General features: G+C 69.7%; 23 protein-coding genes and 1 pseudogene. 16 read left to right on the top strand and 8 right to left on the bottom strand.

The genetic code is table 11. From position 1 onward, the window contains the following. Positions 1-125 precede the first annotated feature (125 nt). Positions 126-728 (bottom strand): annotated as a pseudogene (locus ACPXBU_RS25700) (TIGR04282 family arsenosugar biosynthesis glycosyltransferase); the annotation flags it as partial. Further along, positions 725-1,399 (bottom strand): glycosyltransferase family 2 protein, encoded by a 675-nt coding sequence (locus ACPXBU_RS25695; protein WP_425759986.1) that lies wholly within the window; start codon positions 1,397-1,399, stop codon positions 725-727. The gene ACPXBU_RS25695 and the pseudogene ACPXBU_RS25700, both read right to left, overlap by 4 nt. Before the next feature lie 144 nt (positions 1,400-1,543). Here ACPXBU_RS25695 and ACPXBU_RS25690 point away from each other — a divergent pair, with 144 nt between their 5' ends. Further along, a complete protein-coding gene (locus ACPXBU_RS25690) occupies positions 1,544-2,944 on the top strand; it encodes a hypothetical protein (RefSeq protein ID WP_425759985.1) in 1,401 nt (466 codons plus the stop codon). Between the two features lie 17 nt (positions 2,945-2,961). Here the strand turns inward: ACPXBU_RS25690 and ACPXBU_RS25685 are convergent, their stop codons facing one another. Continuing rightward, positions 2,962-4,023, bottom strand: a complete 1,062-nt coding sequence (locus ACPXBU_RS25685) for an NAD-dependent epimerase/dehydratase family protein (protein WP_425759983.1) — start codon at positions 4,021-4,023, stop codon at positions 2,962-2,964. 117 nt (positions 4,024-4,140) lie between these two features. On the opposite strand from ACPXBU_RS25685, the gene ACPXBU_RS25680 reads away from it, so the two are divergent. From ACPXBU_RS25680 to ACPXBU_RS25670, 3 genes are read left to right on the top strand one after another with little or no spacing between them, the layout of a single operon-like run. Continuing rightward, entirely contained in the window at positions 4,141-5,508 is a 1,368-nt protein-coding gene (locus ACPXBU_RS25680) for a molybdopterin-dependent oxidoreductase (RefSeq protein WP_425759982.1), read from the top strand. After that, positions 5,501-6,037: a hypothetical protein gene (locus ACPXBU_RS25675; RefSeq protein WP_425759981.1), complete on the top strand. Its 537-nt coding sequence runs from the start codon at positions 5,501-5,503 to the stop codon at positions 6,035-6,037. Before ACPXBU_RS25680 ends, ACPXBU_RS25675 begins: the two co-directional genes overlap by 8 nt. Before the next feature lie 40 nt (positions 6,038-6,077). Then, on the top strand, positions 6,078-6,899 hold the full coding sequence (locus ACPXBU_RS25670) for an S-methyl-5'-thioadenosine phosphorylase (protein WP_425759980.1): 822 nt from the start codon (positions 6,078-6,080) through the stop codon (positions 6,897-6,899). 437 nt (positions 6,900-7,336) lie between these two features. Here ACPXBU_RS25670 and ACPXBU_RS25665 read toward each other — a convergent pair whose 3' ends face one another. Then, on the bottom strand, positions 7,337-7,870 hold the full coding sequence (locus ACPXBU_RS25665; RefSeq protein ID WP_357556855.1) for a phosphopantetheine-binding protein: 534 nt from the start codon (positions 7,868-7,870) through the stop codon (positions 7,337-7,339). A gap of 252 nt (positions 7,871-8,122) precedes the next feature. Here ACPXBU_RS25665 and ACPXBU_RS25660 point away from each other — a divergent pair, with 252 nt between their 5' ends. Together ACPXBU_RS25660 and ACPXBU_RS25655 are read left to right on the top strand one after the other, a co-directional pair. Further along, complete coding sequence (locus ACPXBU_RS25660) at positions 8,123-8,431, top strand: phosphopantetheine-binding protein (RefSeq protein ID WP_425759979.1); 309 nt, start codon at positions 8,123-8,125, stop codon at positions 8,429-8,431. Between the two features lie 324 nt (positions 8,432-8,755). Further along, positions 8,756-11,737, top strand: a complete 2,982-nt coding sequence (locus ACPXBU_RS25655) for a BTAD domain-containing putative transcriptional regulator (protein WP_425759978.1) — start codon at positions 8,756-8,758, stop codon at positions 11,735-11,737. A 6-nt stretch (positions 11,738-11,743) separates the two neighbouring features. Here ACPXBU_RS25655 and ACPXBU_RS25650 read toward each other — a convergent pair whose 3' ends face one another. Then, positions 11,744-13,201, bottom strand: a complete 1,458-nt coding sequence (locus ACPXBU_RS25650) for a class I adenylate-forming enzyme family protein (RefSeq protein WP_425759977.1) — start codon at positions 13,199-13,201, stop codon at positions 11,744-11,746. Between the two features lie 359 nt (positions 13,202-13,560). On the opposite strand from ACPXBU_RS25650, the gene ACPXBU_RS25645 reads away from it, so the two are divergent. The 3 genes from ACPXBU_RS25645 to ACPXBU_RS25635 all read left to right on the top strand — a co-directional run bounded on the left by ACPXBU_RS25645 (position 13,561) and on the right by ACPXBU_RS25635 (position 17,475). Next, positions 13,561-15,339, top strand: coding sequence for a condensation domain-containing protein (locus tag ACPXBU_RS25645; RefSeq protein ID WP_425759976.1), 1,779 nt, complete (start codon positions 13,561-13,563; stop codon positions 15,337-15,339). 71 nt (positions 15,340-15,410) lie between these two features. Next, entirely contained in the window at positions 15,411-16,364 is a 954-nt protein-coding gene (locus ACPXBU_RS25640; RefSeq protein WP_425760047.1) for a TauD/TfdA family dioxygenase, read from the top strand. Between the two features lie 364 nt (positions 16,365-16,728). Continuing rightward, complete coding sequence (locus ACPXBU_RS25635) at positions 16,729-17,475, top strand: thioesterase II family protein (RefSeq protein WP_425759975.1); 747 nt, start codon at positions 16,729-16,731, stop codon at positions 17,473-17,475. Positions 17,476-17,617: 142 nt separating this feature from the next. Here the strand turns inward: ACPXBU_RS25635 and ACPXBU_RS25630 are convergent, their stop codons facing one another. Further along, positions 17,618-18,232, bottom strand: a complete 615-nt coding sequence (locus ACPXBU_RS25630; protein ID WP_425759974.1) for a helix-turn-helix transcriptional regulator — start codon at positions 18,230-18,232, stop codon at positions 17,618-17,620. A gap of 20 nt (positions 18,233-18,252) precedes the next feature. Then, entirely contained in the window at positions 18,253-18,855 is a 603-nt protein-coding gene (locus ACPXBU_RS25625) for a response regulator transcription factor (protein ID WP_425759973.1), read from the bottom strand. 344 nt (positions 18,856-19,199) lie between these two features. Between ACPXBU_RS25625 and ACPXBU_RS25620 the strand changes: the two genes are divergently transcribed. From ACPXBU_RS25620 to ACPXBU_RS25590, 7 genes are read left to right on the top strand one after another with little or no spacing between them, the layout of a single operon-like run. Beyond that, positions 19,200-20,294, top strand: coding sequence for a class I SAM-dependent methyltransferase (locus ACPXBU_RS25620; protein WP_425759972.1), 1,095 nt, complete (start codon positions 19,200-19,202; stop codon positions 20,292-20,294). A gap of 23 nt (positions 20,295-20,317) precedes the next feature. Beyond that, entirely contained in the window at positions 20,318-21,106 is a 789-nt protein-coding gene (locus ACPXBU_RS25615) for a 2-keto-4-pentenoate hydratase (protein WP_425759971.1), read from the top strand. A 31-nt stretch (positions 21,107-21,137) separates the two neighbouring features. Continuing rightward, complete coding sequence (locus ACPXBU_RS25610) at positions 21,138-22,034, top strand: acetaldehyde dehydrogenase (acetylating) (RefSeq protein WP_393248291.1); 897 nt, start codon at positions 21,138-21,140, stop codon at positions 22,032-22,034. Beyond that, complete coding sequence (dmpG, locus tag ACPXBU_RS25605; RefSeq protein ID WP_425759970.1) at positions 22,031-23,095, top strand: 4-hydroxy-2-oxovalerate aldolase; 1,065 nt, start codon at positions 22,031-22,033, stop codon at positions 23,093-23,095. The genes ACPXBU_RS25610 and dmpG overlap by 4 nt, the downstream gene beginning before the upstream one ends. Continuing rightward, the gene (locus ACPXBU_RS25600; RefSeq protein WP_425759969.1) at positions 23,088-23,315 is read left to right on the top strand and encodes an acyl carrier protein; all 228 of its coding nucleotides are present in this window, start codon (positions 23,088-23,090) and stop codon (positions 23,313-23,315) included. The genes dmpG and ACPXBU_RS25600 overlap by 8 nt, the downstream gene beginning before the upstream one ends. Further along, complete coding sequence (locus ACPXBU_RS25595; protein ID WP_425759968.1) at positions 23,308-24,369, top strand: histidinol-phosphate transaminase; 1,062 nt, start codon at positions 23,308-23,310, stop codon at positions 24,367-24,369. The genes ACPXBU_RS25600 and ACPXBU_RS25595 overlap by 8 nt, the downstream gene beginning before the upstream one ends. Further along, on the top strand, positions 24,369-25,298 hold the full coding sequence (locus ACPXBU_RS25590; RefSeq protein ID WP_425759967.1) for an LnmK family bifunctional acyltransferase/decarboxylase: 930 nt from the start codon (positions 24,369-24,371) through the stop codon (positions 25,296-25,298). Before ACPXBU_RS25595 ends, ACPXBU_RS25590 begins: the two co-directional genes overlap by 1 nt. A gap of 276 nt (positions 25,299-25,574) precedes the next feature. Here ACPXBU_RS25590 and ACPXBU_RS25585 read toward each other — a convergent pair whose 3' ends face one another. Continuing rightward, positions 25,575-26,852 carry an MFS transporter gene (locus ACPXBU_RS25585; protein WP_425759966.1) on the bottom strand — a complete coding sequence of 426 codons (1,278 nt, stop codon included), beginning with the start codon at positions 26,850-26,852 and terminating at the stop codon, positions 25,575-25,577. Between the last annotated feature and the right edge of the window lies 1 nt (position 26,853).

The raw sequence follows: 26,853 nt of genomic DNA, 5'->3' as shown, positions 1-26,853 counted from the left end.
CGGGCCTGCGGGTGGGCCGCGTCTTCGCCCCCGGACTGCCCGGGCAGGACTGCCGCGGCCCGCCCAGGATGACCGTCCGCAATCACGTCGGTGGACCACCCCGACGCATCGCCGGAAGTCGACGCGGCCACCGCCAGGGCGTCAGCCCATTCGTCGACGTCTCGAAGCAGGGGTAGGGATTCGACGCGCAGACCGCGCTGGCGTAAGGCCGCGATGGTGTGGTGTCCGGTCGATGCGGTGGACATCGGCACGGTCCCCAGCACGGCGGCGTGCCGGGGGTTGTGCAGACCCAGCGCCCACCACCCGCCGTCGATGGCGGGGCCGAGCACGGCGTCGCTCAGGGTGAGGCGGTGGACGGCGTCGTCGAGGTGCGCCGGCGTGAGCTGTGGCGTGTCCATGCCGATCTGGAGTACCGGTCGACCCGGGTAGGCGTCCGCCACGTCGGCGTGGGCGTTGGCGAGACGGTTGCCGAGGTTGGTGCCGCGCTGCGGGAGGATCTGCCAGCCTTCGATCGCGGCGGTCAACTCGGCGGCTTCTTCGGCGTCGGCCAGCCGACCGTCAAGGGCGAGGACGGGTGTCACGCCGGGTGTGGCGCGTACGGTGTCCAGACTGTCCAGCAGTGCCGCGGCGGCGATCCGGGCCGCCTGGAGATGGCTGGCCGGTGGACAGAGACGGGTCTTGACCGCCCCGGGCACGGGTGCCTTCGCCATCACCAGCAGGACGGTCACCGCGATCGCTCCACGGTGCGCAGGACCCCGGCGAAGTCGCGGGTCGCGCGGAGCGTGCCGCGTACCGAGCCGGAGACCTTCGACCGGGTGCCGGCAGCGCGGTGCGAGTACCGCACGTCGAGTTCCCGGATCCGCCAGCTCGCGGCGGCGGCACGGATGAGCAGTTCCACCGGGTATCCGAAGGCGCGGTCGGTGACTCCGAGGCCGAGCAGCGCCTCGCGGCGGGCCACCCGGATCGGGCTGAGGTCGCGCAGCGGTATGCCCCGGTGCCGCAGGAGCGCCGCGACCAGCGCGGTGCCGGCGCGGGCATGCCACGGCCAGACGCCGGCGGTGACGGGCCGACGACGACCGACCACCAGATCGGCCGCTCCGCTGGCCACCGGCTGGACCAGCTCCGGGAGTTGTGTCGGGTCGAAGGAGCCGTCGGCGTCGAGCACACAGACCAGTTCGGTCTCGGCCGCCTCGAGGCCGGTGTGTACGGCCGCGCCGTAGCCCCGGCGCGCTTCGTGGACGACCCGGGCGCCGTGCCGGGCCGCGACCTCCGGTGAGCCGTCCCGGGAGCCGTTGTCCACCACGATCGCCCGGTAACCGGGTGGCAGGGCGGTCAGGACGCCGGGTAGCGCCGCGGCTTCGTCGAGGCACGGCAGTACCACGTCGATCGGTGATGGCATACCGGAAACGCTAGGACGCCAAGCCGCCCGAGATGGCGTAATCGGACCATCAGCATCCTTGTCGGTGTCGCTCCCGTATCGAACGGTGGTGTCCTGCCCGTTCCCGCAGCACCGGGCCGGCGATGGCCGTACCGTCCGGTGGTCATGAATGTGCTCGCGCCCCTGCGGCGGGGACCGGAGGTGCCCGCCCGACGCGTCGACGCCGACCTGGTGGTGCTCGGCGTCGAGGTGGCGTTGGTCGCGGCCGCGGTGGCGGTGGGGCTGCTGCTCAACGCGCGCGGTGTCGGTCTGCACGCCGATGCCGCGCCGCTCTACGCCACCTGGCGTCCACACCTGGGTTGGGGTACCCCGGCCGCGCTTCTGGTCGCCGCCGGGGTGCTCGGCTGGGGCGTCCGGTGGTCCCGCACCGCCGGGTGGGGGCAGCTGCTGGTCGCGGCCTATCTCGCGACGGTCGCATGGACGATGTCGTTGGCGCTGGTGGACGGCTGGTCGGCCGGTTTCACCCGACGACTCACTTCGCAGGCCGAATACCTGCACGAGGTACCCCGGGTCACCGACATCACGGCCATGCTGGCCGGCTTCAGCGCACGGATTCTCGACTTCCAGCCGGAGGCGTGGTCCACCCACACCGCCGGCCATCCACCGGGGGCGCTGCTGGTCTTCGTCGGGTTGGATCGGATCGGCCTCGGCGGTCCCACCGTCGCCGCCCTGGCATGTGTGCTGGTGGGGGCGACGGTGACCGTGTCGGTGCCGGTGACGCTGCGGGCACTCGGTGCGGGGCAGGCGGCCCGTGGCGTGCTGCCGTTCCTGGTGCTGCTGCCCGGCGCGATCTGGGTGGGAGTCTCGGCCGACGGCATCTTCACCGGGGTGGTCGCGGCGGGGCTGGCCCTGCTGGCGGTGCGCGGACTGGCCGCCGCTGCGGTCGGGGGCCTGTTGCTCGGCTTCGCCCTCTACCTGTCGTACGGCTTCGTGCTGGTCGGGGTTCTGGCCCTGGCGGTGGTGGCGCTGCGCCTGCGGGACCGGTGGCCGGCGTTGCTCGCGGCACTGGCCGGGGTCGGCACGGTGGTGGCCGCGTTCACCCTGGCCGGCTTCTGGTGGCTGGACGGCTACCACCTGGTAGTGGAGCGGTATCACCAGGGCTGGGCGGCGGACCGCCCGTACGGCTACTGGGTGTGGGCGAACCTGGCCGCGCTTCTGCTCTGCGCCGGCCCGGTGCTCGGGCCTGCGCTGCGCCGGACCGCGCTCGCGTCGGCCGGTTCGGCGCGGACCGTTGCGATGCGATGGCGCGGGCCGGACCGAGCCGGGATGATCGCCCTGCGGGGCGCCGGGCCCACGGTGCTGCTGCCGCTGGCCGCCGTGCTGGCGGTTGGCGCGGCTGACCTGTCCGGGCTGAGCAAGGCCGAGGTGGAACGGATCTGGCTACCGTTCGTGGTCTGGCTGCTGGTGGCCGCCGCCCACCTGCCACCGCCCGCCCAACGGTTCTGGCTGGCCGGGCAGGTGGTCACCGCCCTCGCGGTCAGCCACCTGCTGTGGACGGTGTCCTGATCCGCAGGGCGACGGCCTCAGGCGGTGAGGGCGGCCGGTTCCCGGAGCGGGTCCGTGGCGAAGGCGGCCACCCCCTCGGCGAACCCGACCCGGGCGGTGTAGCCGAGCAGCTCCGCCGCCCGCCGGGGGTCGGCGACCACGTGTCGGACGTCGGCCGCCCGACCGCCACCGGTGATCAGCGGCGCCGGCCCGACCATCGCCTCGGCGAGGGCGACGGCCAGCTCACCGACCGTGTGCGGCTCGCCCGAGCAGACGTTGACCGGTACGAGGCCCCGCGGTGGCGGAGCGGTCAACGCCAGCAGGTTGGCTCGGGCGACGTCGGTGACGTGGACGAAGTCGCGGCGCTGCCGGCCGTCCTCCAGCACCCTCGGCGGCAGGCCCGCCGCCAGCGCGGACCGGAAAATCGAGGCCACGCCCGCGTACGGGGTGTCCCGGGGCATCCGGGGGCCGTAGACGTTGTGGTAGCGCAACGCCCAGGCGCTCCCGCCGGTCTGCCGCGCCCACGCGGCGGCCAGGTGTTCCTGGGCAAGCTTGGTGGCCGCGTACGTGCTTCGCGGCTCGAGTAGGGCGTCCTCGGGCACCAGATCGGGCGAGAGGATGCCTGCGCAGTCTGGGCAGGTTGACTCGTACCGGCCGGCGGCCAGGTCGGCGACGCTGCGGGAGCCGGGCCGCACGGTGCCGTGCGTCGCGCAGACGTATCGACCCTCGCCGTAGACGACCATCGAGCTGGCCAGGACCAGCCGGGTCACACCGGCCCGGTGCATCGCGGCGAGCAGCACCGCCGTGGCGTAGTCGTTGTGGCTGACGTAGTCGGGGGCGTCGGACGGGTCCAGCCCGTGTCCTACCATCGCCGCCTGGTGACACACCGCGTCCACGCCGGCCAGGAGCCGGTCCAGCAGGCGGGCGTCCCGGACGTCACCGACCACCGGGTCGTGCCGCCGGGACCACTCGGGGAGTTCCCCGCCGTGTGCCTGGGGCAGCAACGCGTCGAGCGCCACAAGGTCGTGGCCCTCGGCGACGAGCAGGTCGGCGATCTGCGATCCGATGAAACCGGCCGCGCCGGTGAGCAGTACCCGCATCCCGGTGACCGTAGACCGCACTCGGCCGGGGCGCGGTCATTTCAGCCGCCTTGCCAGGCGATCGGTATCGCCGGAATGCACCAGATCGGGCACCTGTGGCGTCTAGCGTCCCGGGGTATGGGTGTGACGGACCGGCCGACGGGTTTCCCGCAGCGGTGGTGGCGTGCCCTTGAACGGCACCCTCCACCAGTCCCCGGCCTGGCCGGGGACCGCTGGCGCAGTCCGCTGCGCGGTCCGTGGCTCACCGCCGTCTACGGTGCCGTGCTCCTCGTCGGGCTGCCGCTGGTGATCATCACCGGGCTGCTCGACTTTGCCGCCTACGGCCCCCAGTTCGATCAGGCGCTCCCCCGCGAGGTGGGTTGGTTACGGCTGCCGCCGTTCGACTGGCCGACTCGGCCGTCCTGGCTGTTCCGGGTCACCCAGGGGCTGCACGTGACGCTCGGCATCATCCTGATCCCCGTGGTGCTGGGGAAGCTGTGGTCGGTGATCCCGAAGCTCTTCAGCTGGCCACCGGCCCGCTCCCTGGCCCAGGTGCTCGAACGACTGTCCCTGCTGCTGCTGGTCGGCGGCATCCTCTTCGAGATCGCGACCGGCCTGCTCAACATCCAGTACGCGTACCTGTTCGGCTTCGACTTCTACACCGCGCACTACTTCGGAGCCTGGGTCTTCATCGCGGCGTTCGTGGCACACGTGACGCTGAAACTGCCCCGGATGGTCAGCGCACTCCGATCCCGGCCGGCCCTGCGGGACCGCAACCGACCCGGGCAGGTCGAGCCCCTGCAAGCTGAGCTGCGTACCCCGCTGGCCGCGACCCGGCCCGAGCCACCCGATCCGGACGACCTGGTGGCCACCGCACCCGGCGCGCCGACGATGAGCCGACGCGGCGCGATAGCCCTGGTCGGCGGCCTGTCCCTGCTGCTCGGCGCCCTCACGATCGGGCAGAGCCTCGACGGGCGCTGGCGCCGCACCGCGCTGCTGCTGCCCCGCGGACGTCAGCCCGGCACCGGACCGAACGGCTTCCCGATCAACCGCACCGCCGCCGCGGCAGGCATCCAACCGGACGAGACCGGGCAACGATGGCGACTGACCGTGCGCGGCGGCGACCGCCTCGTCACCCTCGACCGTCCCGGCCTGCTCGCCATGGGCCAGCACACCGCCCGCCTGCCGATCGCCTGCGTGGAGGGGTGGTCGACACGACAAACATGGTCAGGTGTACGACTGCGCGACCTCGCCGCCCTGGTCGGTGTGCACGACCCGGCGTCGGCGCAGGTGCGATCACTGGAGAAAGCCGGGCTGTTCAACCAGGCGATCCTCCAGGCCAACCAGGTGCTCGACACCGACTCCCTGCTCGCTCTGCGGGTCAACGGTGTCGACCTCTCGGCCGACCACGGCTTCCCCGCCCGGGTGATCGTCCCCGCCCTGCCCGGCGTGCACTGCACGAAATGGGTCACCGAGATCACCTTCCGGACCGGCGCCGATGGCTGAGCCTCTCCCCCGATTCCGAGCGGCCTACGGATCGTCCCTCCAGCACCTGGTCCTCCTGATCGTCTGCTTCACCCTCACCGGCTGGGTCGCGCTCCGCATCGCCGAAGAGGCCACGGCTGGCCGAATGCTGCTCTGGTTCGTCGGCGCGGCCGTCGCCCACGACCTCGTCCTCTTTCCGATCTACGCGTCGGCCGACCGGGTGCTGCGCGCTGCGCTCGGGCGCTCCGGCTCCGCCGGCCCGGATGGCCGATCGCCGGCCGCACACCACCGGATACCGGGCCGCGCGGGGCAGCCGTCACCGTTGAATCACATCCGGGTGCCGGTGCTCGCCAGCGGGCTGCTGTTCCTGGTGTATCTCCCCGGCATCCTGCGGCAGGGCCAGGAAACCTATCTCGCCGCCACCGGTCAGAACCAGCATCCGTACCTGGCCCGCTGGCTGGTAGTCACCGCCGCGCTGTTCCTGGTCAGCGGCGTCTGGTACCTCGTGCGGCAGATCCGCTGGCGACGGGTCGACGGGTCGACGCGTTGAACGGGTGATCCCCCGCCGCTGTCCGCAGGAAGGCACGAGCATGACCAGGTACGCGGAACTGCCCCAGGCCGAGGTGGGGGTGATCGGTGGCAGTGGCCTCTACCACCTGGTAGCCGGCGGCACGGCGGTCGACGTCTCCACACCGTACGGCCGCCCGTCCGACCCGGTCACCGTCGGCCAGGTCGATGGCCGCACTGTCGCGTTCCTGCCGCGGCACGGCGCCGACCACCGCTTCCCCCCGCACCGCATCAACTACCGGGCCAACCTCTGGGCACTGCGCACGCTCGGGGTACGCCAGATCCTCGCACCCTGCGCCGTCGGATCCCTCACCACGGCACTGGCCCCCGGGGCGCTCGTCCTCCCCGACCAGATGGTCGACCGGACCAGCGGACGGGCCTGCACCTACTTCGACGACGGCGCGGTCCACACGTCGTTCGCCGACCCGTACTGCCCGAACGGGCGCACGACTGTCGCCGCCGCCGCCCGTCATGTCGGGTACGAAGCCGTCGTCGGCGCCACCATGGTGGTGGTGGAAGGGCCGCGCTTCTCCACCCGAGCGGAGTCACAGTGGTACGCCCACCAGGGCTGGCAGCTGATCAACATGACCGGGCACCCAGAAGCGATCCTCGCCCGTGAACTGGAGCTGTGCTACACCCCCATCGCCCTGGTCACCGACCTCGACGCCGGACTCGACGCGGCCGGTGCGGTCAGCCACGCCGAGGTGCTGCGCATCTTCGCCGCGAACGTCGAGCGACTACGTGAGGTGCTCTACCAGGCCATTCCGGCACTGCCGCCCGACCCGTCCACCTGCGCCTGCGGGCAAGGCCACGAGAACGTCCCGCTCCCGATCACCCTGCCCTGACACAGGGTGAAGGACGGGTGAAGGAAAAACAGCTCGCAGCCTGTCGCCAGCGCGGTGGCTGGCTAACGCGCTGAACGCGGGGAAGGCTGGCACCACCGGCCCTTCCCCGCGCCGTTCGCCCCCGGGAGCTGCCACGAACGTGCCGTGCCGGCCCTCTCGAAGACCGGATTCTGTCGCAACAGCCTGTCTATCGATGGCTCCACGCCCACATCCGACACCGTCCGCTATGGACGTCACGCCCGTCTCATCCTTACTCAGCCGCCGAACCTTGCTGAGATCACCTCATTCGACTGACGCGGACCATCACCACTCGGCATGTCACCGAGACATGAATATGTCTCAGTGACATACCGCTTTCACCGAATAGCGCCTCCCGCCAACCCGCCGGCCAACCCATACCCGCACACGCGGGGACTTGCTGCGGCCCGCCTAGTCAACTACTGCTGCTGCAGTACCCGAGGTTCGCTCAGAAGGCCGGCGACGCCGCGGATGTGGTAGGTGCTCATGAAGTCGTAGACGTCCAGCGCCGTGCCGAACTCGTCCTCGATCTTCGCAAGGACCTCGACCGCAACAATCGAGTCGCCGCCGAGGTCCAGAAAGTCGTCGTGCACGCCGATCCACTTGAGGTTCATGGTGCTGGCCCAGATCGACAGGAGCCGCTCTTCGACGCCGTCGACCGGACCTTCGAACAGGGTGCACGTGCCGGCGATGACGGCGGACCGGACGTATTCGGTGTCGAGTGTGTTGCCGGCGAGCGGCATGGCGTCGACGAGCAGCACGCCGTCCAATCCACAGCCCGCACCGAGCCGGTCCCACACGTAGCCACGAAGCTCCGGCCCGCTTACGTACTGGGAAAACTCGACCACGCCGATCGTGACGTCCCGATCGTCGTGGCGGATCGTCGTCGCCCGGGCATCACGCACGGCCGAATGCCCCAGCAGGGTGGATGCGAGCTCTGCCAAGCCAACCATCAACCGCTCCTTTGGTAACGGCGGCAATCCGAGCCGTCGGCGCGGATTGACAACAGTCGCAATGTGCCACGGAAGCTTGAGTGGCCCCAGAGAAGAATCGGCAGAAGTTCCGGAAGTGGTTGACTGCCGTTGCTTCTTACCGCCTATCCTTGCCCGCGCCGGCCGAGCGAACCACAATTCTCCCGAGGGTGGCGAACCTGCGACTGTTCGCTATTCGACGCCATATTGTCACCGGCCAGGGGGTAATGGACGATGAACGAGATCAACTATGCACAGTCGTCGCTCGTCGAGGAGGACAGGCCAAGCACGACTACGGAGCGGGTCATCGCCGAGGTGTGGGCCGAGGTACTGAATCTCGACGAGGTCGGGCGACACGACAACTTCTTCGACCTCGGCGGCCACTCGGTGCTCGCGACGCAGGCCGTGGCCAGGTTGTGCGTCGCCCTGGACCGGCAGCTGCCGGAGCGGGCCTTGTTCGACTGGCCGACCGTCGCGACTCTGGCCTCGGCCCTGCCCGGCTACCCCGTCGCCGAACAGACTGCGCCCATCAGGCGACGGTGAGCGACAGGTCCGGTGGGCTCCGGGAGCGAAGCAGCGCTGCCTCATCCCGCGGGTCGGACAAACCGATCAAGCCGGAACCACAAGACATGCCGGATCCTTACGACATCGAGGGACCGAACTATCGTTCAGAATTTACCGGGGTTTCGTCCGTCAGAGGTCAACAGTAAGACGATCTGTAACCGGTCAAACCGCCTCCCGACGAATTGAGGTTACTCGCGGCATCCCAGCTCTGCGGCCCCGCTCGAGTGCGCCCGGTTGCCGCCCGAACTTCCGGAACAAACGTGATTGATGATCGTCGTTACGTGATACCGTATGCTGGCCGACATGGTGCGAGTCGAGTTCCGGGTTCTCGGAACATTGGAAGCCGTGGTCGATGGTTCCCCCGTGCCGATAACCTCCCCGCGGCAACGTATAGTGCTGGCCAATTTGCTGATGGCCGCCAACCATGTCGTGACCGTGGAAAGGCTGATCAGCGCAGTTTGGGACGATTCCCCGCCGACCAGCGCGCGTGGTCAGATCCAGATCTGCATCTCCGCGTTGCGCCGGGCTCTCGGCAGTCCGGAGATCATCGAAACCAGCCCACTCGGATACTCCATCCGGGTCGACCGTCAGCAGCTCGACTACCTCATGTTCGACGACGCTCTCTCCCGGGGCCGGTCCGCCGCAGCCAAAGGCCGGCTGGACGAGGCGCTGACGCACCTGGACCGCGCGATCGACATCTGGTCCGGACCGGCGTTGGGCGGAGTGCCCGGCCGGGCCGCCGAAGTCGTCTCCCACCGTCTGGAGGAGCGGCGGATCATGGCGCTGGAGGACCGCGCCGAGATCCGTCTGGGCCTGGGCGGTCATCGAGAACTGGTCGAGGAACTGGTCGAGTTGACCACGGACTACCCGCTGCGGGAACGCCTGTGGGGGTTCCGGATGCTCGCGCTGTATCGGTCAGGACGGCAGGCAGAAGCGCTGGCGACGTACCGTACGGCCCGCACCAACCTGGTGGGCGAGCTCGGCATCGAGCCGAGCCAGTACCTGCGCAAGCTGGAACGCGCGATCCTCAGCCAGGACAGCAGCATCAGCGGCGAAGTGGACGACAGGCGAACCGAGACCGCCACGAGCGTGCACCGTCCGCAGGAGTTGCCCGCAGATCTGCCGGACTTCGTCGGCCATGCGCCGCTGATCGGAACCCTGACCGCCACGCTGACCAGCGAGGACACCGAACAGGTGCCGATCGCGGTCATCACCGGCGCGCCGGGCTGTGGAAAGACCTCGCTGGCCCTGCACGTCGCGCACCTGTTGCGCGCCAAGTTCGTCAACGGCAGCCTGTACGCCTGCCTCTACGGGAGCACCACGCAGCCACGCTCGACCGAAGCCGTACTCAGCGACCTCCTGCACGGACTGGGCGTCGCCCCGGCGGCGATCCCGGTCGCACCCGGCCAACGGATCAACCTACTACGGAGCCAGCTCGCGACGCGGCGGCTGTTGATCGTGCTGGACGATGTGGGCAACGAGGACCAGATCGCCGACCTGCTCCCCGGCGTGCCAGGCCCGGCGGTGCTGATTACCAGTCGCCGCCGGCTCGCCGGTATCCCGGGCGCCCGAGCTGTCGACGTCGACATGATGTCGGCCGACGAGAGCCTTACCCTGCTCGGCCAGATCTGCGGAGAGCAGCGGGTCGCGGCGGCGCCCGAGGCCGCCGCGGCGCTGACCGAGATGTGCGGTGGCCTGCCGCTGGCCGTGCGGATCGCCGGGGTCCGACTGGCTGCGCACCCGCACTGGGCCGTTGGCACCCTGCTGGACCGACTGCGCGACGAACGGTCTCGGCTGGACGAACTGTCCCACGGTGACGTCGCGGTCCGCTCGCTGCTCGCTGACGTGTACGAGTCCCTCACCGTGCCTGCGCAGACTTTGTTCTGGCTGCTCAGTGCATTGGAGCTACACGAGTTCAGCGCCTGGACCGCGGCGGCTCTGCTGGACTGCGATTCGAGGCGGGCCACGGCGCTCCTCGACGAGCTCGTGGACGTCCGGCTGCTGGAGGCCCACCTTTCCGCGCTCACCAAGCAACCCCGATACCGATTCCACGAGCTGGTGCGGGTGTTCGCGAGCGAGCACCGGCTGACGCAGGACGACCGGGAGACCTGCATAGTGGCGGTCACCCGATCGCTCGGTGCCCTGCTCGCCTTCGCCGAGGAGGCTCATCATCGAATCTACGGGGGGCGATTCGCGGTTCTGCACGGCACGGCACGCCGATGGGCCGGCGCACATGCCGAATTCGACCGCTTCCTCGGCGATCCCACCGCCTGGTTCGACGAGGAGCGCATCACGCTGGAGGTGGCGATCCGCCAGGCGGCAGAGCTGGGGCTGGACGAACTGTGCTGGGAGTTGGCCACCGTTTCGGTTGCCATGTATGAAAGGCGCGGCCTGTTCGCCGAATGGCGTACGACTCACAACATCGCGCTGGAGGCCACCAGCAGGGCCGGCAATCGCCGGGGCAAGGCCGCCGTGTTGGCGTCACTCGGCTCGCTGGGCGTAGCCCAACACGCCGAGGACGATTGCGAGAACCTGCTGCACGCGATGAGCTTGTTCGATGCCGTCGGCGATCAGGCCGGGGTGGCGTTGACGCTGCGCAACCTTGCGCACCTGGACCGGATCCAGGGTCGACCCGACATGGCGGTGCTGCGTTACGGGCAGGCGCTGGAGAAGTTCCGGGCAGTCGACGACCTGGGCGCACAGGCCCACGTACTGAGCGGACTCGCGCGTAGCCACCTTGATCTCGGGGCCCCCGAGCGGGCCGAGATCCTGGCGAAAGAGTCGCTCGCACTGGGTGAACAGTTGGGTAACCGGCGCCTTCAGGCCCAGGCGTTGTACCGGCTCGGTGAGGTGTTTGCCGACTCGAAGCAGTCGCTGGCTGCGAAGGCTGTCTTCCAGTCGGCGCTGGATCTGGCTCGGGCGCAGGACGACCGTATCGGCCAGTCCTACGCCCTGATCGGCCTCGGCGGGGCCGTGTTGGAGCAGAACGGGTTCACCGATGCCGAGATCCACTTCAGCGAGGCGGTCGAAATCTGCCGGATGACGCAGGAGCGGAATGTCCATGCGCACGCCCTGTTCGGCCTCGGCCGGGTGTACCTGGGCCGGGGTGAGTTCGATACCGCGGAACACTTCTTCGTGCAGGCCGCGAATGCGTTCGCGATGCAGGAAAACAGCCCTTGGCACTCACGTTCCATCGACGAGCTGGGCGCGCTGCGCCGGGCCGCCGGCCGGCTGACGACACAGAGCAACAACAAGAACGAGCCGGCCGGCGAGGTGAAGATCTGACCGCGATCAGCCCCGCTGGCCGGCCAGCCGCCACCGTTCGAGCTTCCCGGCGGCCGAGCGCGGCACCTGATCGACGAACGTGATCCGCGTCGGCACCTTGTAGTTGACCAGACCAGCCCGGCAGTGCGCCATCAGCTCGCCGGTGCTGACCGAGGCTCCCGGCCTGCACACGACGTAGGCGCCGACCGTAGAGCCCAGCACCTGGTCCTCGGCCGCCACCACCACGGCGTCCAGCACCGCGGGGTGTTCCAGCAACTGCGCCTCGACCTCGTTGGGGTAGACCTTCTCACCGCCCACGTTGATCACGTCGTGCCGACGGGGGGCGAGGAACAGGTAGCCATCCGCGTCGAGCCATCCGAAGTCGCCGACGCTGGCGAAGCCGTCGGCCGTCGTTTCGAGCACCTGGCTGCCGAGGTAGGCGTCTCCTCTGGAGACCCGACCGGCGCGCATGAACACCTTGCCGGTCTGTCCCGGGCCGAGCCGGTTCCCGGCGTCGTCCCTGATGCTGATCTTCGTGAAGAATCCCCGGCCCACCGTGCCCGGCCGCTGTTGCCATTCGTCCCCCCGCACCAGGGTGCCGCCGATGTTCTCGGTCGAGCTGTACACCTCGTACAGGTGTTGCGGCCCGACCATCTCGATCCACCGCTTCTTGGTGAACGAGTCGCACGACGCAGCCGTGTGCATCACCGTACGAACGCTGGCGAAGGACGCCGGGTCGGGCTGGAGGAGCAGCAGGATCGTGCGCATGTGTGCCGGGGTCAGCTGGATCCATTCCACGGCGTAACGCTCGACCAGCTCCACCGTCCACGCCGGCAGGAAGTACGGCGGCAGAATTGTGGTGTTGCCGTCGAGGAGCCCGTCCAGCAGCGTGGTGAACGGGGCCGCGTGGTGCAGCGGGCCGAGAATCAGTTGCCGCTGACCGGCTCGCCAGCCGGCGCGACGGCGCAGGGGCAACGGCACCTGGTGCGGATCGTAGCCGAGTGGTCCGGGCCGAATCGCGATCTTCGGCCGGCCGGAACTGCCGCCGGTGGGCAGCAGGTAGGCGATCCGGCTGGCCATCGCCGCCGGCGACCGCGCCGGTCGTCCCGCGTCGGCCTCGGCGTCGGCCTCGGCGTCGATGAGGCGGGCCCGTCCGTACGTCTGACCGATGAAGTTGAGGAGCTTTTCCCGCTCGGGTACGGGTGAGGCCGGGTTCAGCGGCAGCAGTGGCAGTTCCGCGGAGAGGACGGCCACGATGTCGACCACCGACTGGATCGTGTTGTTCGCCTCGATCGCGACCACGCCCGGACCGGTCTCACGGGCGGCGGCGTCCACCAGTGCGTCCGCCCGCCGGCCGCTCCGCTCGGCCAACTCCCGCCACGTCAGCACCTGCTCGACGAAGTTCTCGTCGAAGCCGACGACCGCAGGCCGATCAGCTGACATTTCCGCGATAGCGGTGATCCGCTGACGGATCGATACGCTCATTCGAGCCTCCCACAATCGAGTGCGTCGTCATCCACCCAGCGGTCGGCGACCTGCCGGATGGGCCGGCCGAGTGGACGAAACGCAGACCCACCCGGCAGACCTGGCCGGCGCACACACGATGGACGCAGGTCGATGATGGTCCGCCAGGGCCGGCACACGCAGAGAACAACCGGCAGAACAACGCACAGGACCCAGCCCCGAGTCGCTGCCGGTCCTTCTCTACTGCGCCGCGTGGAACGCTCAATAGCCTGGCGCACATGGTCTCACCAGGGCACATCGACAGTGCCGCGCCGAGCACCCGGACGACGCGGACCCACCAGGCAGCCGGAACCCGCGCGCCCCGGCGTCGGGGGCGATCGGTGAGCCTGGTCCCACGGCCACCGGTGACCGTGCGGTTCCACGGAACGCGATCGGCCGAGGGGCCCCTCAACATCGGCCAGTACAACATTCTGCAGTGGCTGCGTCGTGAGTCGGAGCAGTTCTTCGCGGCCGTCGCGGGGGAACTCGACATTCCGGCCGCGACCGTGGTCGATGACGTCGCCCGTGTACTCGCGGTCCTGATCGAGCGGCACGAAGGACTGCGTACGACCTACGTGGACGGCTTCGAACCGCAGCAGCTCGTGCACGCCACCGGCGAGCTTGTCGTCGAGGTTTACGCGATCGAGGCCGCTGACCCACAACTCGTCGACCGGGCCAGCCTGGCCAGAGACCTCACCCGGCGGTTGCGCGCCGCGGGGGCGTACCGCATCGGCGAACTGCCGGTCCGGGTCGCCCTCGCGGTGTCGTCCGGTGACGCGTCCACCAGCTCCGCCGGGGTGGTGCAGGCCGCGGTGATCGGCTGCTCGCATCTCGCGGTCGACTACCAGGCCATGGAGATCATCAAGCGGGAGTTCGCGGACCTGATCCGTGACCGCGATGCACGACCGGCCGGCGGACCACCAATCCAGCCGTTGGACCTGGCCGCCCTGGAACGTTCGCCCAAGGCCCTGCGGCACGAGGAATCGGTGCTGAGCTACTGGAAAGACCGGTTCGCCCGTACCCCGCAGTGCCTGTACCCGGTCCCGCGGGTCGCCGCCGGCACCGGGTCGGTCTCCGTCGAGATGACCTCCACCGCAGCCGGGATGGCGTTGCGAGCGGTGACGGCGCGCACCAGGACGAGTCGCGCCAGCGTCGTGCTGGCGGCGATCGGCGCGGTGCTCTCGCACCGGACCGGCGTACGGGAACTCGTGCTCCCCACCCTGTCGGCCAATCGTTTCGAGCCGCACCTTCGGCAGCACGTCGGCAGCCTCGCGCAGCTCGCGTCGATCACGCTCACGATCAGTGACACCACCTTCGACCGGCTGGTCCGGCAGGCGTGGGCTGCTGTGGTCGACGCGAGCCGGCACGGCCGTTACGACGTGGACCGGCAGAGTGCCATCGCACGCCGCATCGAGCACGAGCGCGGCATCGTATTCGATTGCGAACCGCTGTTCAACAACCTTGTCATCGAGTCCGGTCGGGCGGCAGGACGGTTCACGGCACCGGTACCCACGCCGGATGAACTGGTCGCCGCGCGACGCGCGACGCAGCTGCGGCGACAGCCGATGCCCGCCGGGACCACGCTGATCCGCTTCGATCTCTACGACACCGACGGACAGTTGCGTCTCGGCTGTTGGAGCAGCGACACCGGCCGTATCCCCGACGACGAGGCCGAATCGCTGCTCCTGGCGGTCGAGAACCTGTTGATCGCGGCCGGGTCCGCTGACCTCGGCGCCCGAGGGATCCGCGACTCGATCCCGCTCAGCCCGGTACAGCGGGGCCCCGGCTGGCTGCTCGTAGACGGCTGCTGGATCGAGGTGGCCGAGGTGCAACGGTTGCTCGACGACAGCCTGCCGTCGACCGGTGCCAGGATCTTCGCGGAGGTGGACGGCCTGCCGTTGGTCGCTCATCTGGCGCGGACCGAGGCCATCCGCACCCCCGAACAGGCCCACGCCGCTTGCCTGGCAGCGGTGAAGGCATATCCGACGGCGATGACACCACGGCGCTACGTCATCTGCGAACGCGTCCCGGACAACCCCGACGACCCGGCCGCCTGGCTCGACGTCTGCCGCCAGGGATCCGGCCGACACGTCGGAGCCGGCGACCCGGAGCCCTGTTGATCCGACCCGACCACCAGATGCAATGAAGGGAGCCGACGGTGACCACGAGCAAAGTCACGCCCGTACGCCTCATACCCGCGGTATCAAGCGATGAGTCGATACTGCCCGCTGTACTGACCGCGCCCAGCAGTGGCGTACCGGCCGAGAGCCAGATCGACGGGATCCGGGAATCGGTCCGTCGGCAGCTGCACACCCACGGCGCGGTCCTGCTGCGCGGCTTCGACATCGGCAGCGTCAGCGGGTTCGAACGGGTCGTCCGGGCGGTGTCCGGTGCGCCGCTGTCCTACGCCGAGCGGTCGTCACCGCGTAGCACCATCGAGGGCCAGGTCTACACCTCGACGGACTACCCCGCGACCGAGGAGATCTTCCTGCACAACGAGAACTCGTACCAGGCGACCTGGCCGCTGACGCTGTTCTTCTACTGCATCACCCCGCCCGACACGCAGGGTGCCACGCCGCTGGCCGACACCCGCCGGATCCTACAGTCGATCGATCCGAGCGTGCTGGAGGAATTCACCCGGCGCGGCTGGACGGTGGTACGCAACTTCACCGAGGGCTTCGGGGTGCCGTGGCAGCAGGCGTTCAACACCACCGACCGGGCGGAGGTCGAGCGCTACTGCGCGAGTAGCGGTGCGGAGGTCCAGTGGGTCGGGCGCAACGGCCTGCGTACGACGGCCCGCCGCCGGGCGGTGCACCAGCACCCGGTGACCGGCGAGACCGTCTGGTTCAACCACCTCACGTTCTTCCACGTGACCACGCTGCCCGAGGAGGACTGCGAGGGGCTGCGGGAGATGTTCGACGAGGCGGACCTGCCCACCAACACGTACTACGGCGACGGCGGGCGAATCCCCGACGAGGTCGTGGCGCACCTGCGCGACTGTTACCGAGCCGCCCAGCGCCGCTTCGACTGGGAGCGCGACGACGTACTGATCGTCGACAACATGCTTGCGGCTCACGCCCGTGAGCCGTTCACCGGGCCACGCAAGATAGCCGTGGCGATGGCCGAACCATTTCCGACTTCGTGAGGAAGGTGGCACCTGACCGACGGAGGGACACCGCTGCGGCGGCCCTCCGTCGGCCTGCCCGGGAGAGACTGATCAGCCCCACGGCGTGTCACCGGCAACAGCGACCACCGACGTGGCCGACGAGACGATCAGGCGCGGACCGGAAACCATTGAAACCAGCACCTCAGTACCCCTTGTCTGCTTCGGTTCTTGTGCCGGCTGCCGCCGACAGAAACGAAGCTATGGCCGGCCGTTTTCGGCTCCCCATCACGACGCTTTCCTCGCCGGCGGCTGCCTACCCGATCGGTGATAGCGGTGTGGAGGTGCACGGGACGACGGTTGGGCAAGAATTGCCTACTCTCCGTCAACGAAGGCGACCCTCCTCATGGCCTCATGGTTGGACCAGCGGACCGCTCCGCATGTCGGCACCGCAACGCTGATCTGCATACCCAGCGCCGGTAACGGTGACTTCCAGTTCGACCGATGGCCCGACACCGTCGGCCCATGGTGCGTTGTCCGCCCGCCGGTCGTGGGCGACCTGGGCGGCGAAGCACCGGGAACGCGGTCTGCGGCCCAGCCCCCTTCAGGGTTGCCGGAGCGGGCCGCGGAGCTCGTGGCGGACCTCAAGCGCCGAGGGGTCGAGAAGTTCGCGTTGTTCGGCCACGAGGGTGCCGCGCTGCTCGGCTACCAGGTCGCGGTCGAGCTGGACCGGCAGGGCGCGCCGGCACCGCTGCGTCTGTTCGTCTCGGGCTGTCCCGCACCCCAGTTCCTCAGTCGCTATGCCGGCGAGGCGCACACCGAACCGACCGACGACGAACTGACCGAGCGGGTGCTGGCGACCGCAGTGGCCATGGGCACCATCCCGCTGCCGTCGATCGTCGCGGCCGGCGCACGGGCGCTCCGGGCCGAACTGCCCGCGTTGCGGGCCTATCAAGTGCCCCACCCGGCGCCGCTGCGCTGTCCGCTGACCGCGATTCGGTGGCTGGACCAGGGCATCGAGGCGGAGGTGGTGGCCGGCTGGTCGGCGTACGGCGATACCGATCTGGTGCAGCTGCCCGGATCCGGATTGAGCTATGCGACCGAGCCGGCCGATCTGTTGCGGGTCATCGGTGACCGGATGCCGCTCGGCTGACCGCCGTCGGCCAGCCGAGCGGTGACGACGGCACGGTCGCCTCGCCCGCGCAGCTCCGCTGCCGACCGTCGAAACGACCAACCGCACCCGAGTGACACGTCGTCCGTGGCTGCACGCCGGTGTGCACCCACGCACGACGGGCTCAGATCAACCCGGCCGCTACCCCACAGGCCACGGCGTGGGCGCGGTTGCGAACCTGCAACCGCGCCATCATGTCGTAGATGACGTTCTTCACCGTGTGGTTGGAACACAGCAACGACCGGGCGATCATCGCGTTGTCCTGGCCCTCGGCCATCAACGCGAGCACCCTCGTCTGACGGGGCGTCAGCGGCGACCGGCCGGCCGGCCAGGACGTTTCGGCCTGGTTCGGCGTACCGGTGCCACCGAGCACCCCGACCAGCACCTCGTGCGGCAGCCGGACCTCCCCGTGCCGGGCGGCCTGCACCGCGGCGGCCAGTCGGCTCGGTGTGACGTCGGCGAAGCGGAGCATCACCAGAGTCCCCGAACGCAGTACGCGTACCACGTCCGTCGGTGAGAAGCGGTCGGCGACCAGCAGCGTCCGCTGCGCCGTGGACCGCGGCCGCGCCGGGCAGGCCGTCAGCGCCTCATGCACCGTGTCGACCGCCGTGAGGATGACGGTGTCCGGTGCTTCGTACGGGTCGGGCACGGGTGTGACGCCGGCACACCGCAGCGCAGCCAGCACCTCGGCCCGGATGGTCGCGTTCGGGGCCACCACGTGTGCAGTCAATGCCATCATGATCTTCTCCTGTTCGCCGTTCACAACATCCCGGCCCGCAGGGCGAAGGCCACCGCGTGGGCCCGGTTGCGCAGCCGGAATCGTCGCGTGATGTCATGCACGACACTGGTCACCGTTCGCGTCGAGTAGCACAGCTCCTTGGCGATCTCACCGGTCTCCCGGCCCTCGGCGATCAGCCGCAGCACCGCGCGCTCGCGGTCGCTGATGTTCGACGCCAGGGTGCCGGCCGGAACCGCCGGCGCGGCGAGCAACCGGTCGAGCATGTCCGGCGAGACCGTGCAGTCCCCCTCACCGGCGGCCAGCACGGTGCGGGTGAGCCGCTCGGCGGTCGCCTCCCGGCGTCGAAGCAGGCCGCGCGCACCCGCCGCGATGGCTCGCAGCGCGTCAGCCGGCTCCACCTCGGGCACGACGAGCACCACCTCGGGCCGGTCCGCGCCGGTGCGGACGGCCCGCACCGAATCCAGCGCGTCCTGGCCCAGATGGTCGACCACCAGGACCGTGACCGCCGCCTTCTCCCGCGTCGTCACCACCACGATGTCCGGGCACCCGAGCATCGCGCTCGTCACGCCCGCTTCCAGCACGGGGTCGGTCGCCATGACGTTGACCCACATCGGTTCGCCCATCACGCCTCCTTCGTCGTCACGCCGAGGCGTGGCGTGGCGTCGGAATGTCCTGGCCGGATGGTTCCGCGACGAACTAACAGGTCGCTGTCGACTCGCTGTCGACTCGCTGTCGGCCGTCGGCGCAGCCTGATAGCGGAGCATCGACTTGCCATCGTCGCGTCAGCGCCGGTCGTCCTGCCCGTCGGGCGACGGCCGGCTGCTCCGGCGGCCGACCGGTGGCGGCAGCCTTCCCGTATGTCTGCCGACTCTTCTCTGCAGGCGATCCGTGTTTCCGTGGCACATTGACAACCGTTGTGGTTCCGTGCCGAGAACGTCGATTGCCGCCGTTACGGAAGGAGCGGTTGATGGAGGCCGTCACCTCATCGCCGGCCTTCCTACCTGGACGGACACGAATCGGAAAAGCAAGGGCCGATACCGAAAAATTGCCGAATCAGCAGGACGTGGGTGAACCAGTGATTAGTTCTGACGTCAGTGACATCGCCGCAGACCTTGCGGCGAATGCCACTCTTCTGGAGATCGCCGAGAATCTGGGACTTTCGCCGCTACTCGATCGCGGGACGCCGTTCACGCTGGCCGAGGCAACGACCGCGACCGGCGTTCCCGAAGCTCGCGCTCTCCTCTTCCTGCGCGCCATGTCCGCCGCCGGGCTGCTGGAGCGCGACGCCGAGACCGGGCCGTTCACGCCCTGCGCGGAGCTCGCGGACCGGCGGTACGAGGCGGGCTACCTCTCCTGGTCGCTCAGCGCGAACCGGCCGTACATCGATCACGCGGAGCGGTTTCTGCGTGAGCCGGACGCGGCCGGCCGCCAGCACCAGCGCGACGGCAGACGGGTGGCGGTGTCGTCCCGCTGGATCGGCTCGCGCGGTTTCTATCCCGGAGTGCTGTCCGAGATCATCAGCCGCAAGCCCCGACACATCGTCGATCTCGGCTCCGGCGCGGGCGCGCTGCTGATCCGGCTGCTGACCGAGCTGCCCACCAGCACCGGCGTGGCCCTGGACCTCAGCCCGGGAGCGTGCGAGGAGGCCGAACGCGCCGGCCGCCACGCCCAGGTGGACGACCGGCTCACGGTGGTCAACCGGTCCGTCGAGACGCTCGTCGACGACCCCGCTCCACTCGACGGCGCGGACATCATCCATGCCGGCTTCGTCATGCACGATGTCGCTCAGCATCCCGAGGTCTTCGCAGGCGTCCTGCGGGCCTGCCGCGAGCACCTCGCCGACGGCGGCTGCCTGGTGGTCACCGACGCGGTGCCGTACGTGGACACGCCGGGCGAACGCGCCTTCAGCGCCCTCTTCAGCTACCTGCACGAGAGCTCGATGGGCGTACGGCTGCCGACCGAGGACCGGTGGCGCGAACTCTTCCGGCAGGCCGGTTTCTCCGAGGTGGCCAGCACCGCCCTGGGAATGCCCGGCAGCCGCCTCTTCGTGGCCACGCGATGAGCCGGAACGGTGGAGCAGCGACGGTGGCGGAGCACGACGCCGAGCGCATGGCCATGGCCCTGTACGAGGCGCGGAGCAACCGCGTGCCGATCGCTCCGTTCACCGACGCCTGCCCCACGCTCGACGCGGCCGGCGGATACGCCGTCCAGCGCCGGCTGACCGAGCTGCTGATCGCCGACGGCGAACGGGTGATCGGCTACAAGGCCGGGCTCACCTCCGCCTCGATGCAGGAGATGTTCGGGGTCCACGCCCCGGACTACGGCCCGGTGTTCGCCTCGACCGTCCGCGCGGACGGGGCGTGCTTCGCTCGCGGCGAGTTCATCTCGCCGAAGGTGGAAGCCGAGATCGTCTTTCGGCTGGCGAGGCCGTTGACCGGTCCTGGCGTCACCGTGGAGCAGGCCCACGCGGCGATCGGAGAGGTCATCGCCGGTCTCGAGATCGTCGACTCCCGGATCACGGATTGGCGCATCCGGCTGGGCGACACGATCGCCGACCTCGCCTCGAATGGCGCGGCCGTGCTGGGACGCTCGATCCCGGCCAGCGCGGAGCTGGACTACCGGCTCGTGCGAATGGCCTTCCGTCGCAACGGGGAGTTGGTCGCGTCCGGTCAGGGCGCCGACGCCCTGGGCAACCCGGTGGCGGTGGTGGCGCTGCTGGCGAACCTGCTGGGTGACAGTGGCGTCACGTTGGAGGCCGGCCAGTTGATCATGACCGGCGCCCTGCACGCCGCGGTCCCGTTGAGCCCCGGTGACACCTACACCGCCGAATTCGATCATCTGGGCTCGGTCACTCTGCACGTCACCAACACATAGTCCCGACGCGGATAGGAAGGCGATCTCCTCGATGAACTCAGAACGACGGCTGTCAGCTGGAGTGCTCGGCGCCGGACTCATCGGCGTCGACCTGGCGGTGAAGGTCGAGCGGTCCGCTGCACTAGACCTTCGCCTCGTCGCCGGCCGGACGGCCGACAGCCCGGGCCTCAAGCGGGCCGCTCGGCTGGGGCTGCCGGCCGCCAGCCGGGGTCTGTCGTCACTTGCCGACCTCGACGAACCGCTCGACGTGGTCTTCGACGCCACCAACGCCGGCTCGCACGCCGAGCACGCCGAGGCGCTGGCACCGCTCGGCACGCTGCTGATCGACCTCACACCCAGCCGGATCGGGCGCATGGTCGTCCCCACCGTCAACGGCGCGGAGGCCGCCGCTCACCGCGACCTGAACATGGTGAGTTGCGGTGGGCAGGCATCGGTGCCGATCGTACGAGCGATCACCCGAGCGCACCGCATCGACTACGTGGAGGTGGTCGCGACCGCCGCGACGCTCAGCGTCGGCCGCGGAACCAGGCTGAACCTCGATGAGTACGTGGAGACCACTCAGGACGCGCTCCGCGAGTTCACCGGCGTCGGGGACGTGAAGGCCATCCTCAACGTCAGCCCGGCTCGTCCTCCGGCGACCTTCAGGGTGGCCATGTCGCTGGTCGGCGAGGGCCTGACCCACGAGTCGGTGCACCCGCTCGTGGCGTCCGCCGCCGCCGACGTCCGTGCGTTCGCCACCGGCTACCGGGTGACGAGTTGCATCGTGAACGACAACAAGGCGTTCATCGCCGTGGAGGTGACCTCCGCAGGCGACCAGATACCCGCCTACGCGGGCAACCTCGACATCATCAACTCGGCTGCGATCCGGGTGGCCGAGCGTTGGGCGGCGCAACGCCGACCGATCGAGGCCATGGAGGTCGTGTCATGAGCCAGCAAGCTGCCGAAAGTTCGCCGAGACCACCCATCCTGATCCACGACCCGACGCTGCGCGACGGGCACCACGCCGTCCGCCACCAGCTCGGGCGGGAGCAACTTCGGGCGTACGCTGCCGCCGCCGACGCCGCCCGGGTACCCGTCGTCGAGGTGGGACACGGCAACGGCCTGGGCGCCTCGTCCCTGCAAGCCGGCCGCGCCCTGCTCAGCGACGAGGCGATGCTGTCGGTGGTCCGGGATGCGTTGACCACCACCAAGCTCGGCGTCTTCATGCTGCCGGGCTGGGGCACGACCGAGAGCATCCGGCTGGCCGTCTCGTACGACGTCGACCTCGTCCGTATCGGCACCCACTGCACCGAGAGCGACCTGGCCGAACGGCACCTCGGGCTGCTGCGCGACGCGGGCGTCGACGCACACGGCGTGCTGTTGATGAGCCATATGGCCGGTCCGGAGCGCCTGGCCGAGGAGTGCGCGCGGCTCGTCGAGTTCGGTGCGACAGGCGTCGGCATCCTCGATTCCTCCGGCCACTATCTGCCGCAGGACGTGAGCACCCGGATCGCGGCCATCCGGTCCGCCGTCAGCGTGCCGGTGATGTTCCACGGGCACAACAATCTCGGTATGGCGGTGGCGAACTCCATCGCCGCCGCCGAGGCGGGCGCCACCATCCTGGATGCCTGCGCCCGGGGGTTCGGCGCGGGGGCCGGCAACACGCAGCTGGAAGTTCTCGTGCCCGTGCTCGAACGGCTGGGCTATGACACCGGCATCGATCTCTATCGGCTGTTGGACGCGGCGGACATCGCCGAGCGGGAGCTGATGCCCGCGCCGCCCACCATCGACTCGATCGGCGTGGTGAGTGGTCTCGCCGGAGTGTTCTCCGGCTTCAAGAACCGGGTGCTGGACGTCGCCGCCCGCGAGGGCGTCGACCCGCGCGACGTCTTCTTCGAACTGGGCCGCCTACAGGCAGTGGCCGGGCAGGAGGACCTCATCGAGGACGTGGCGCTCGCGTTGCGTGCCGGGTCCACGGGTCAGCTTGGACGGACGGCGAGCCATGTTTGACCAACTCAAGACCATCCTGGTCGAGGATCTGCAGATGCGGGCCGAGGACGTCGTGGCCACGGCCGGTCGCGTCGAGGTCGGCCTCGACTCCCTCGCCGTGGTCGAGCTGTCGGACCTGCTCAGCAAGCGGCTGGACATCCACGTCTCCGACTACGAACTGCTGGAACTCGCGACGGTTGGCGATATCGCCGAGCTGGTCGCGGAGCGCTGTCGTGCGTGAGGCCGCGGGGCCGACCGCCGGAACGTCCCATGCCGTCACCCGGACCCTGTCGCGCAACGAGTCACCGCACGGCCCGTTGCCGGACATCGTCGCCGCGGTTGCGGCGAGCAGCCGGGACGTCAACCGCTATCCCGACCCGGCGTGTACCGACCTGACCGTGGCGCTCGCCCGGCGGCACGGTGTCGAACCGGACCGGGTGGCCGTCGGCGCCGGATCCTGTGCGTTGCTCCAGGCGGTGTTCCAGCTCGCCGGGCCGGGTGCGACGGCCGTCTACGCCTGGCGTTCCTTCGAGTACTACCCGATCCTCGCCGGCCATCTGGGGGTCCACTCGGAGCGGGTGCCACTCGCCGACGACGTGCACGACCTCGCCACCATGGCCGATCGCATCACCGCCACGACCCGGGTGGTCGTCATCTGCAACCCCAACAACCCCACGGGTACGCTGCTCGGCCTGGACCGGCTGCGCGCGTTCCTCGATCGCGTCCCGCCGACCTGCCTGGTCGCCCTCGACGAGGCGTACTTCGAGTACGTCGACGAGCCGATGGGCACCGGCGGTCTCGCGTTGCACGACAGGTATCCCAACCTGGTGGTCCTGCGCACGTTCTCGAAGGCGTACGGCCTGGCCGGGCTCCGGGTCGGCTATCTCATCGGCGCCGCGCGCATCGTGGCGTCGCTGCGCGAGATGACGCTGCCCTTTGCGGTGAGCGCGCCGGCCCAGCATGCGGCGGTCGCCGCCCTCGCCCTTGAGGACGTGCTCCTGACGCGGGTCCGGCAGACGATCGCCGAGCGGACCCGGGTGCGGGCTGCCCTGCTGGCCGAGGGCTTCGCGGTCCCGGCCAGCCAGGCCAACTTCCTGTGGCTCCGGCTCGGCGAGAACGCGGGCCCGTTCGGCAGTTGGTGTGCCCGGGTCGGAATCGAGCTGCGGGTCTTCGACGGGGAGGGCGTCCGGGTGTCGCTCGGTTCGCCCTCGGACAACGACGCGTTCCTCGCGGCGGTACACCAGTGGCGCGTCCGCAACGCACCGGAACTACTCACGACTGGAGCGCTGAGATGATGCCCGAGAACACAGCCCTTCACCGGAAGGTGATCGTCGCGCCGGGAATGTGCAGCGGTGGCTCTCTGATCTTCGGGCGGATCGGCGACTGGACGTGGGAATCGGTGGCCGAGACCTGCCGCACCAACGTGCACGCCGCCCGTACCGCCGAAGGCCAACCGACCTACCTCTCGTTCTACTACTACCGGGTCCGGGGCGGGAAGGTCGTTCATCCGCACGGCCTGACCTTCGGTGACGAGCTCGAGGTGACGTCGAGGGTCTTCCAGTTCGGCGGCGGCTCGGTTCTGACGTTGCACCGGCTCGCGCCTGCCGGCTCCGGCCTCGGCACCGCGTTCCTCGATCCGGCGGAGGTCTACGAGACGCCGGACCCGGAGTGCATGTACGCGGAGACGCTCAACCGGTGGATCGCGCGCGGCAATCCGGGCAGCAACCGGGTTCTCTCCGAAACCATCCCCGATGGTTTCGACAACGCCGACCTGCCACGACTGCCCAATCAGTTCTCACCGCGTACGCTCGTCGGCCGCGCCCGCGGTGCGGGCAGCTTCCTCACTCCGGCGCCGCCGGGATTCGCGGTCGCCGGGGGCGAGCTGTCCTTCGAGTACGCACTGGACGCCGTGCGGGACATCAACGGCGCCGGTCTGGTCTACTTCGCCTCGTACTTCTCGATCTTCGACACGGCGCTGTTGCGTCTGTGGCGTGGGCTCGGCCGCACCGAGCGGCAGTTCCTCCAGCGGCGGGTGATCGATCAGAAGGTGGGTTTCTTCGGCAACGCCGACCTGGGCTCGCTCTTCACCGTCACCGCCCGGAGGTGGCAGAACGTCACCGACCCGCTCTCCGAGATCGCCGACCTGGAACTGCGGGACTCCGCCAGCGGTCGGCTGCTGGCCGTCGCGGCGATCGAGACGGAAACCCCGTCGACGCTGGCCTGAGGAGTGCCTCGACCCGACAGAATGCGAGCCCGGCCGGCACCCCACCGGCCACCTGATGGGCGCGGTTGCGAACCTGCAACCGCGCCCATCAGTGCATGGCTGAAGCTACGCCCGCGCGATCGTCGTCGGAGGACCAGGCACCAGGGCGCTTCCCCCGCGTCATCACCCGGTGATGTCCGGGCCGACGTCGGCCCGGACATCACATCCTTCACGTATGTCGGGTGAACCGTTCCGCGAGGAAACACCCTTGGTTCGCGGGCACTGGGCCCGAGCGGGCTACCGAGCAGCCGCCACCGCAGGCTCGGGCTGCGGGCTGGTCAGCGCCACCGGATCGAAGTGCCGCAGTGCCACCACCAGGTTGACCGCAGCGAGGGTGGACAGGGCCGCGAGGACGAGCAGGGTCGTCGTCACGCCGAAGCGGCCGATCGCCATCCCGCCGGCCAGAAAGCCCAGCGGGCCGGCGATGTTGCTGATGGTCATGACCGCCTGGATCACCTTCGCTCGGATGTCCGCCGCGAACCGGGTGGCCAGGATGCTGAAGAACGGAGCGTTGGACAACGGAAGCGCCGCACCGGACACCGCGAGCGCGGCGACCAGGACCGGCACCGGCACGTCGAACAGCAGCACCCACCAGGGCAGGACAAGCTGGAAGGCGGCCAGCCCGAAGACCATCGTCGGGGACAACCGGCTGCCGATCAGATAGCTGACGGCCGCCCCGGCGACCGCGCCGGCACCGAAGCCGGAGAGCAGCAGCCCACCAACCCTGGCATCGCCGGCGAAGCGGGCAAACGCCAGCAGCGGCAGCGCGAGCATCAGGACCCGCATGAGGAAGCCGAAGCTGACGGTCGTGACCATCACCCGTCGCAGGAAGTCGTCCCGGAGCAATGCGCGTACCCCGGCCAGGATTCCCGAGTGGTCCGGGGTCTGCCGCTCCTGCGGTGCCGACGTCGCCGGCCGCGAACGCGGCATGAACCACCACAACAGCAGACCCGACACCGCCGAGGTCACGGCGTCGAACAACAGCACCTTCTCCGCGCCGAGTGTCGCGATCAGCACGCCCGCTACGGCCGGGCCGGCCAACGCGGCGATGTTGAAGCACCCTTCCAGCACGCTGTTCGTCCGCATCAGCGCCTTCGGGTCCGGACCGGCGAGTTCGGTGGCCAGGTCACGTTGCGCGGCGAAGTAGGGCACTCCGAGTACGCCGATCACCGCGACGATCGTCAGGAGCAGGGGAAAGCTGAGCAGGCCCACCGCGGCCAGCGCAGGTATCGAACCGATGGCCACGAACTGCGCGAAGTCGATGAGCACCATGGTTCGGCGTGCGCCGTACCGTTGGATGACCTCGCCGCCCGCGAATCCGAGCACCGCCATGGGGAGCACCGACACGGCGAAGACCAGACCCGCCCGCGGTGCCGAGCCGGTGCTCTCCAGCACCAGCCACGGCAGCGCGAGCGTCGTCATCTGGGTCCCGACGGCGGACCCGGCGCCGGCGGCATACACCGCCGCAAGGGCCCGTCTGGTGGTGCCCGGTGCGGGAGACGGCGCGGTCGACATG

The organism is Micromonospora sp. DT231 (genome assembly GCF_049847025.1).
In the GTDB taxonomy this organism is placed as follows: Bacteria; Actinomycetota; Actinomycetes; order Mycobacteriales; family Micromonosporaceae; genus Micromonospora.
This window is presented reverse-complemented; position numbering and strand designations above follow the sequence as displayed.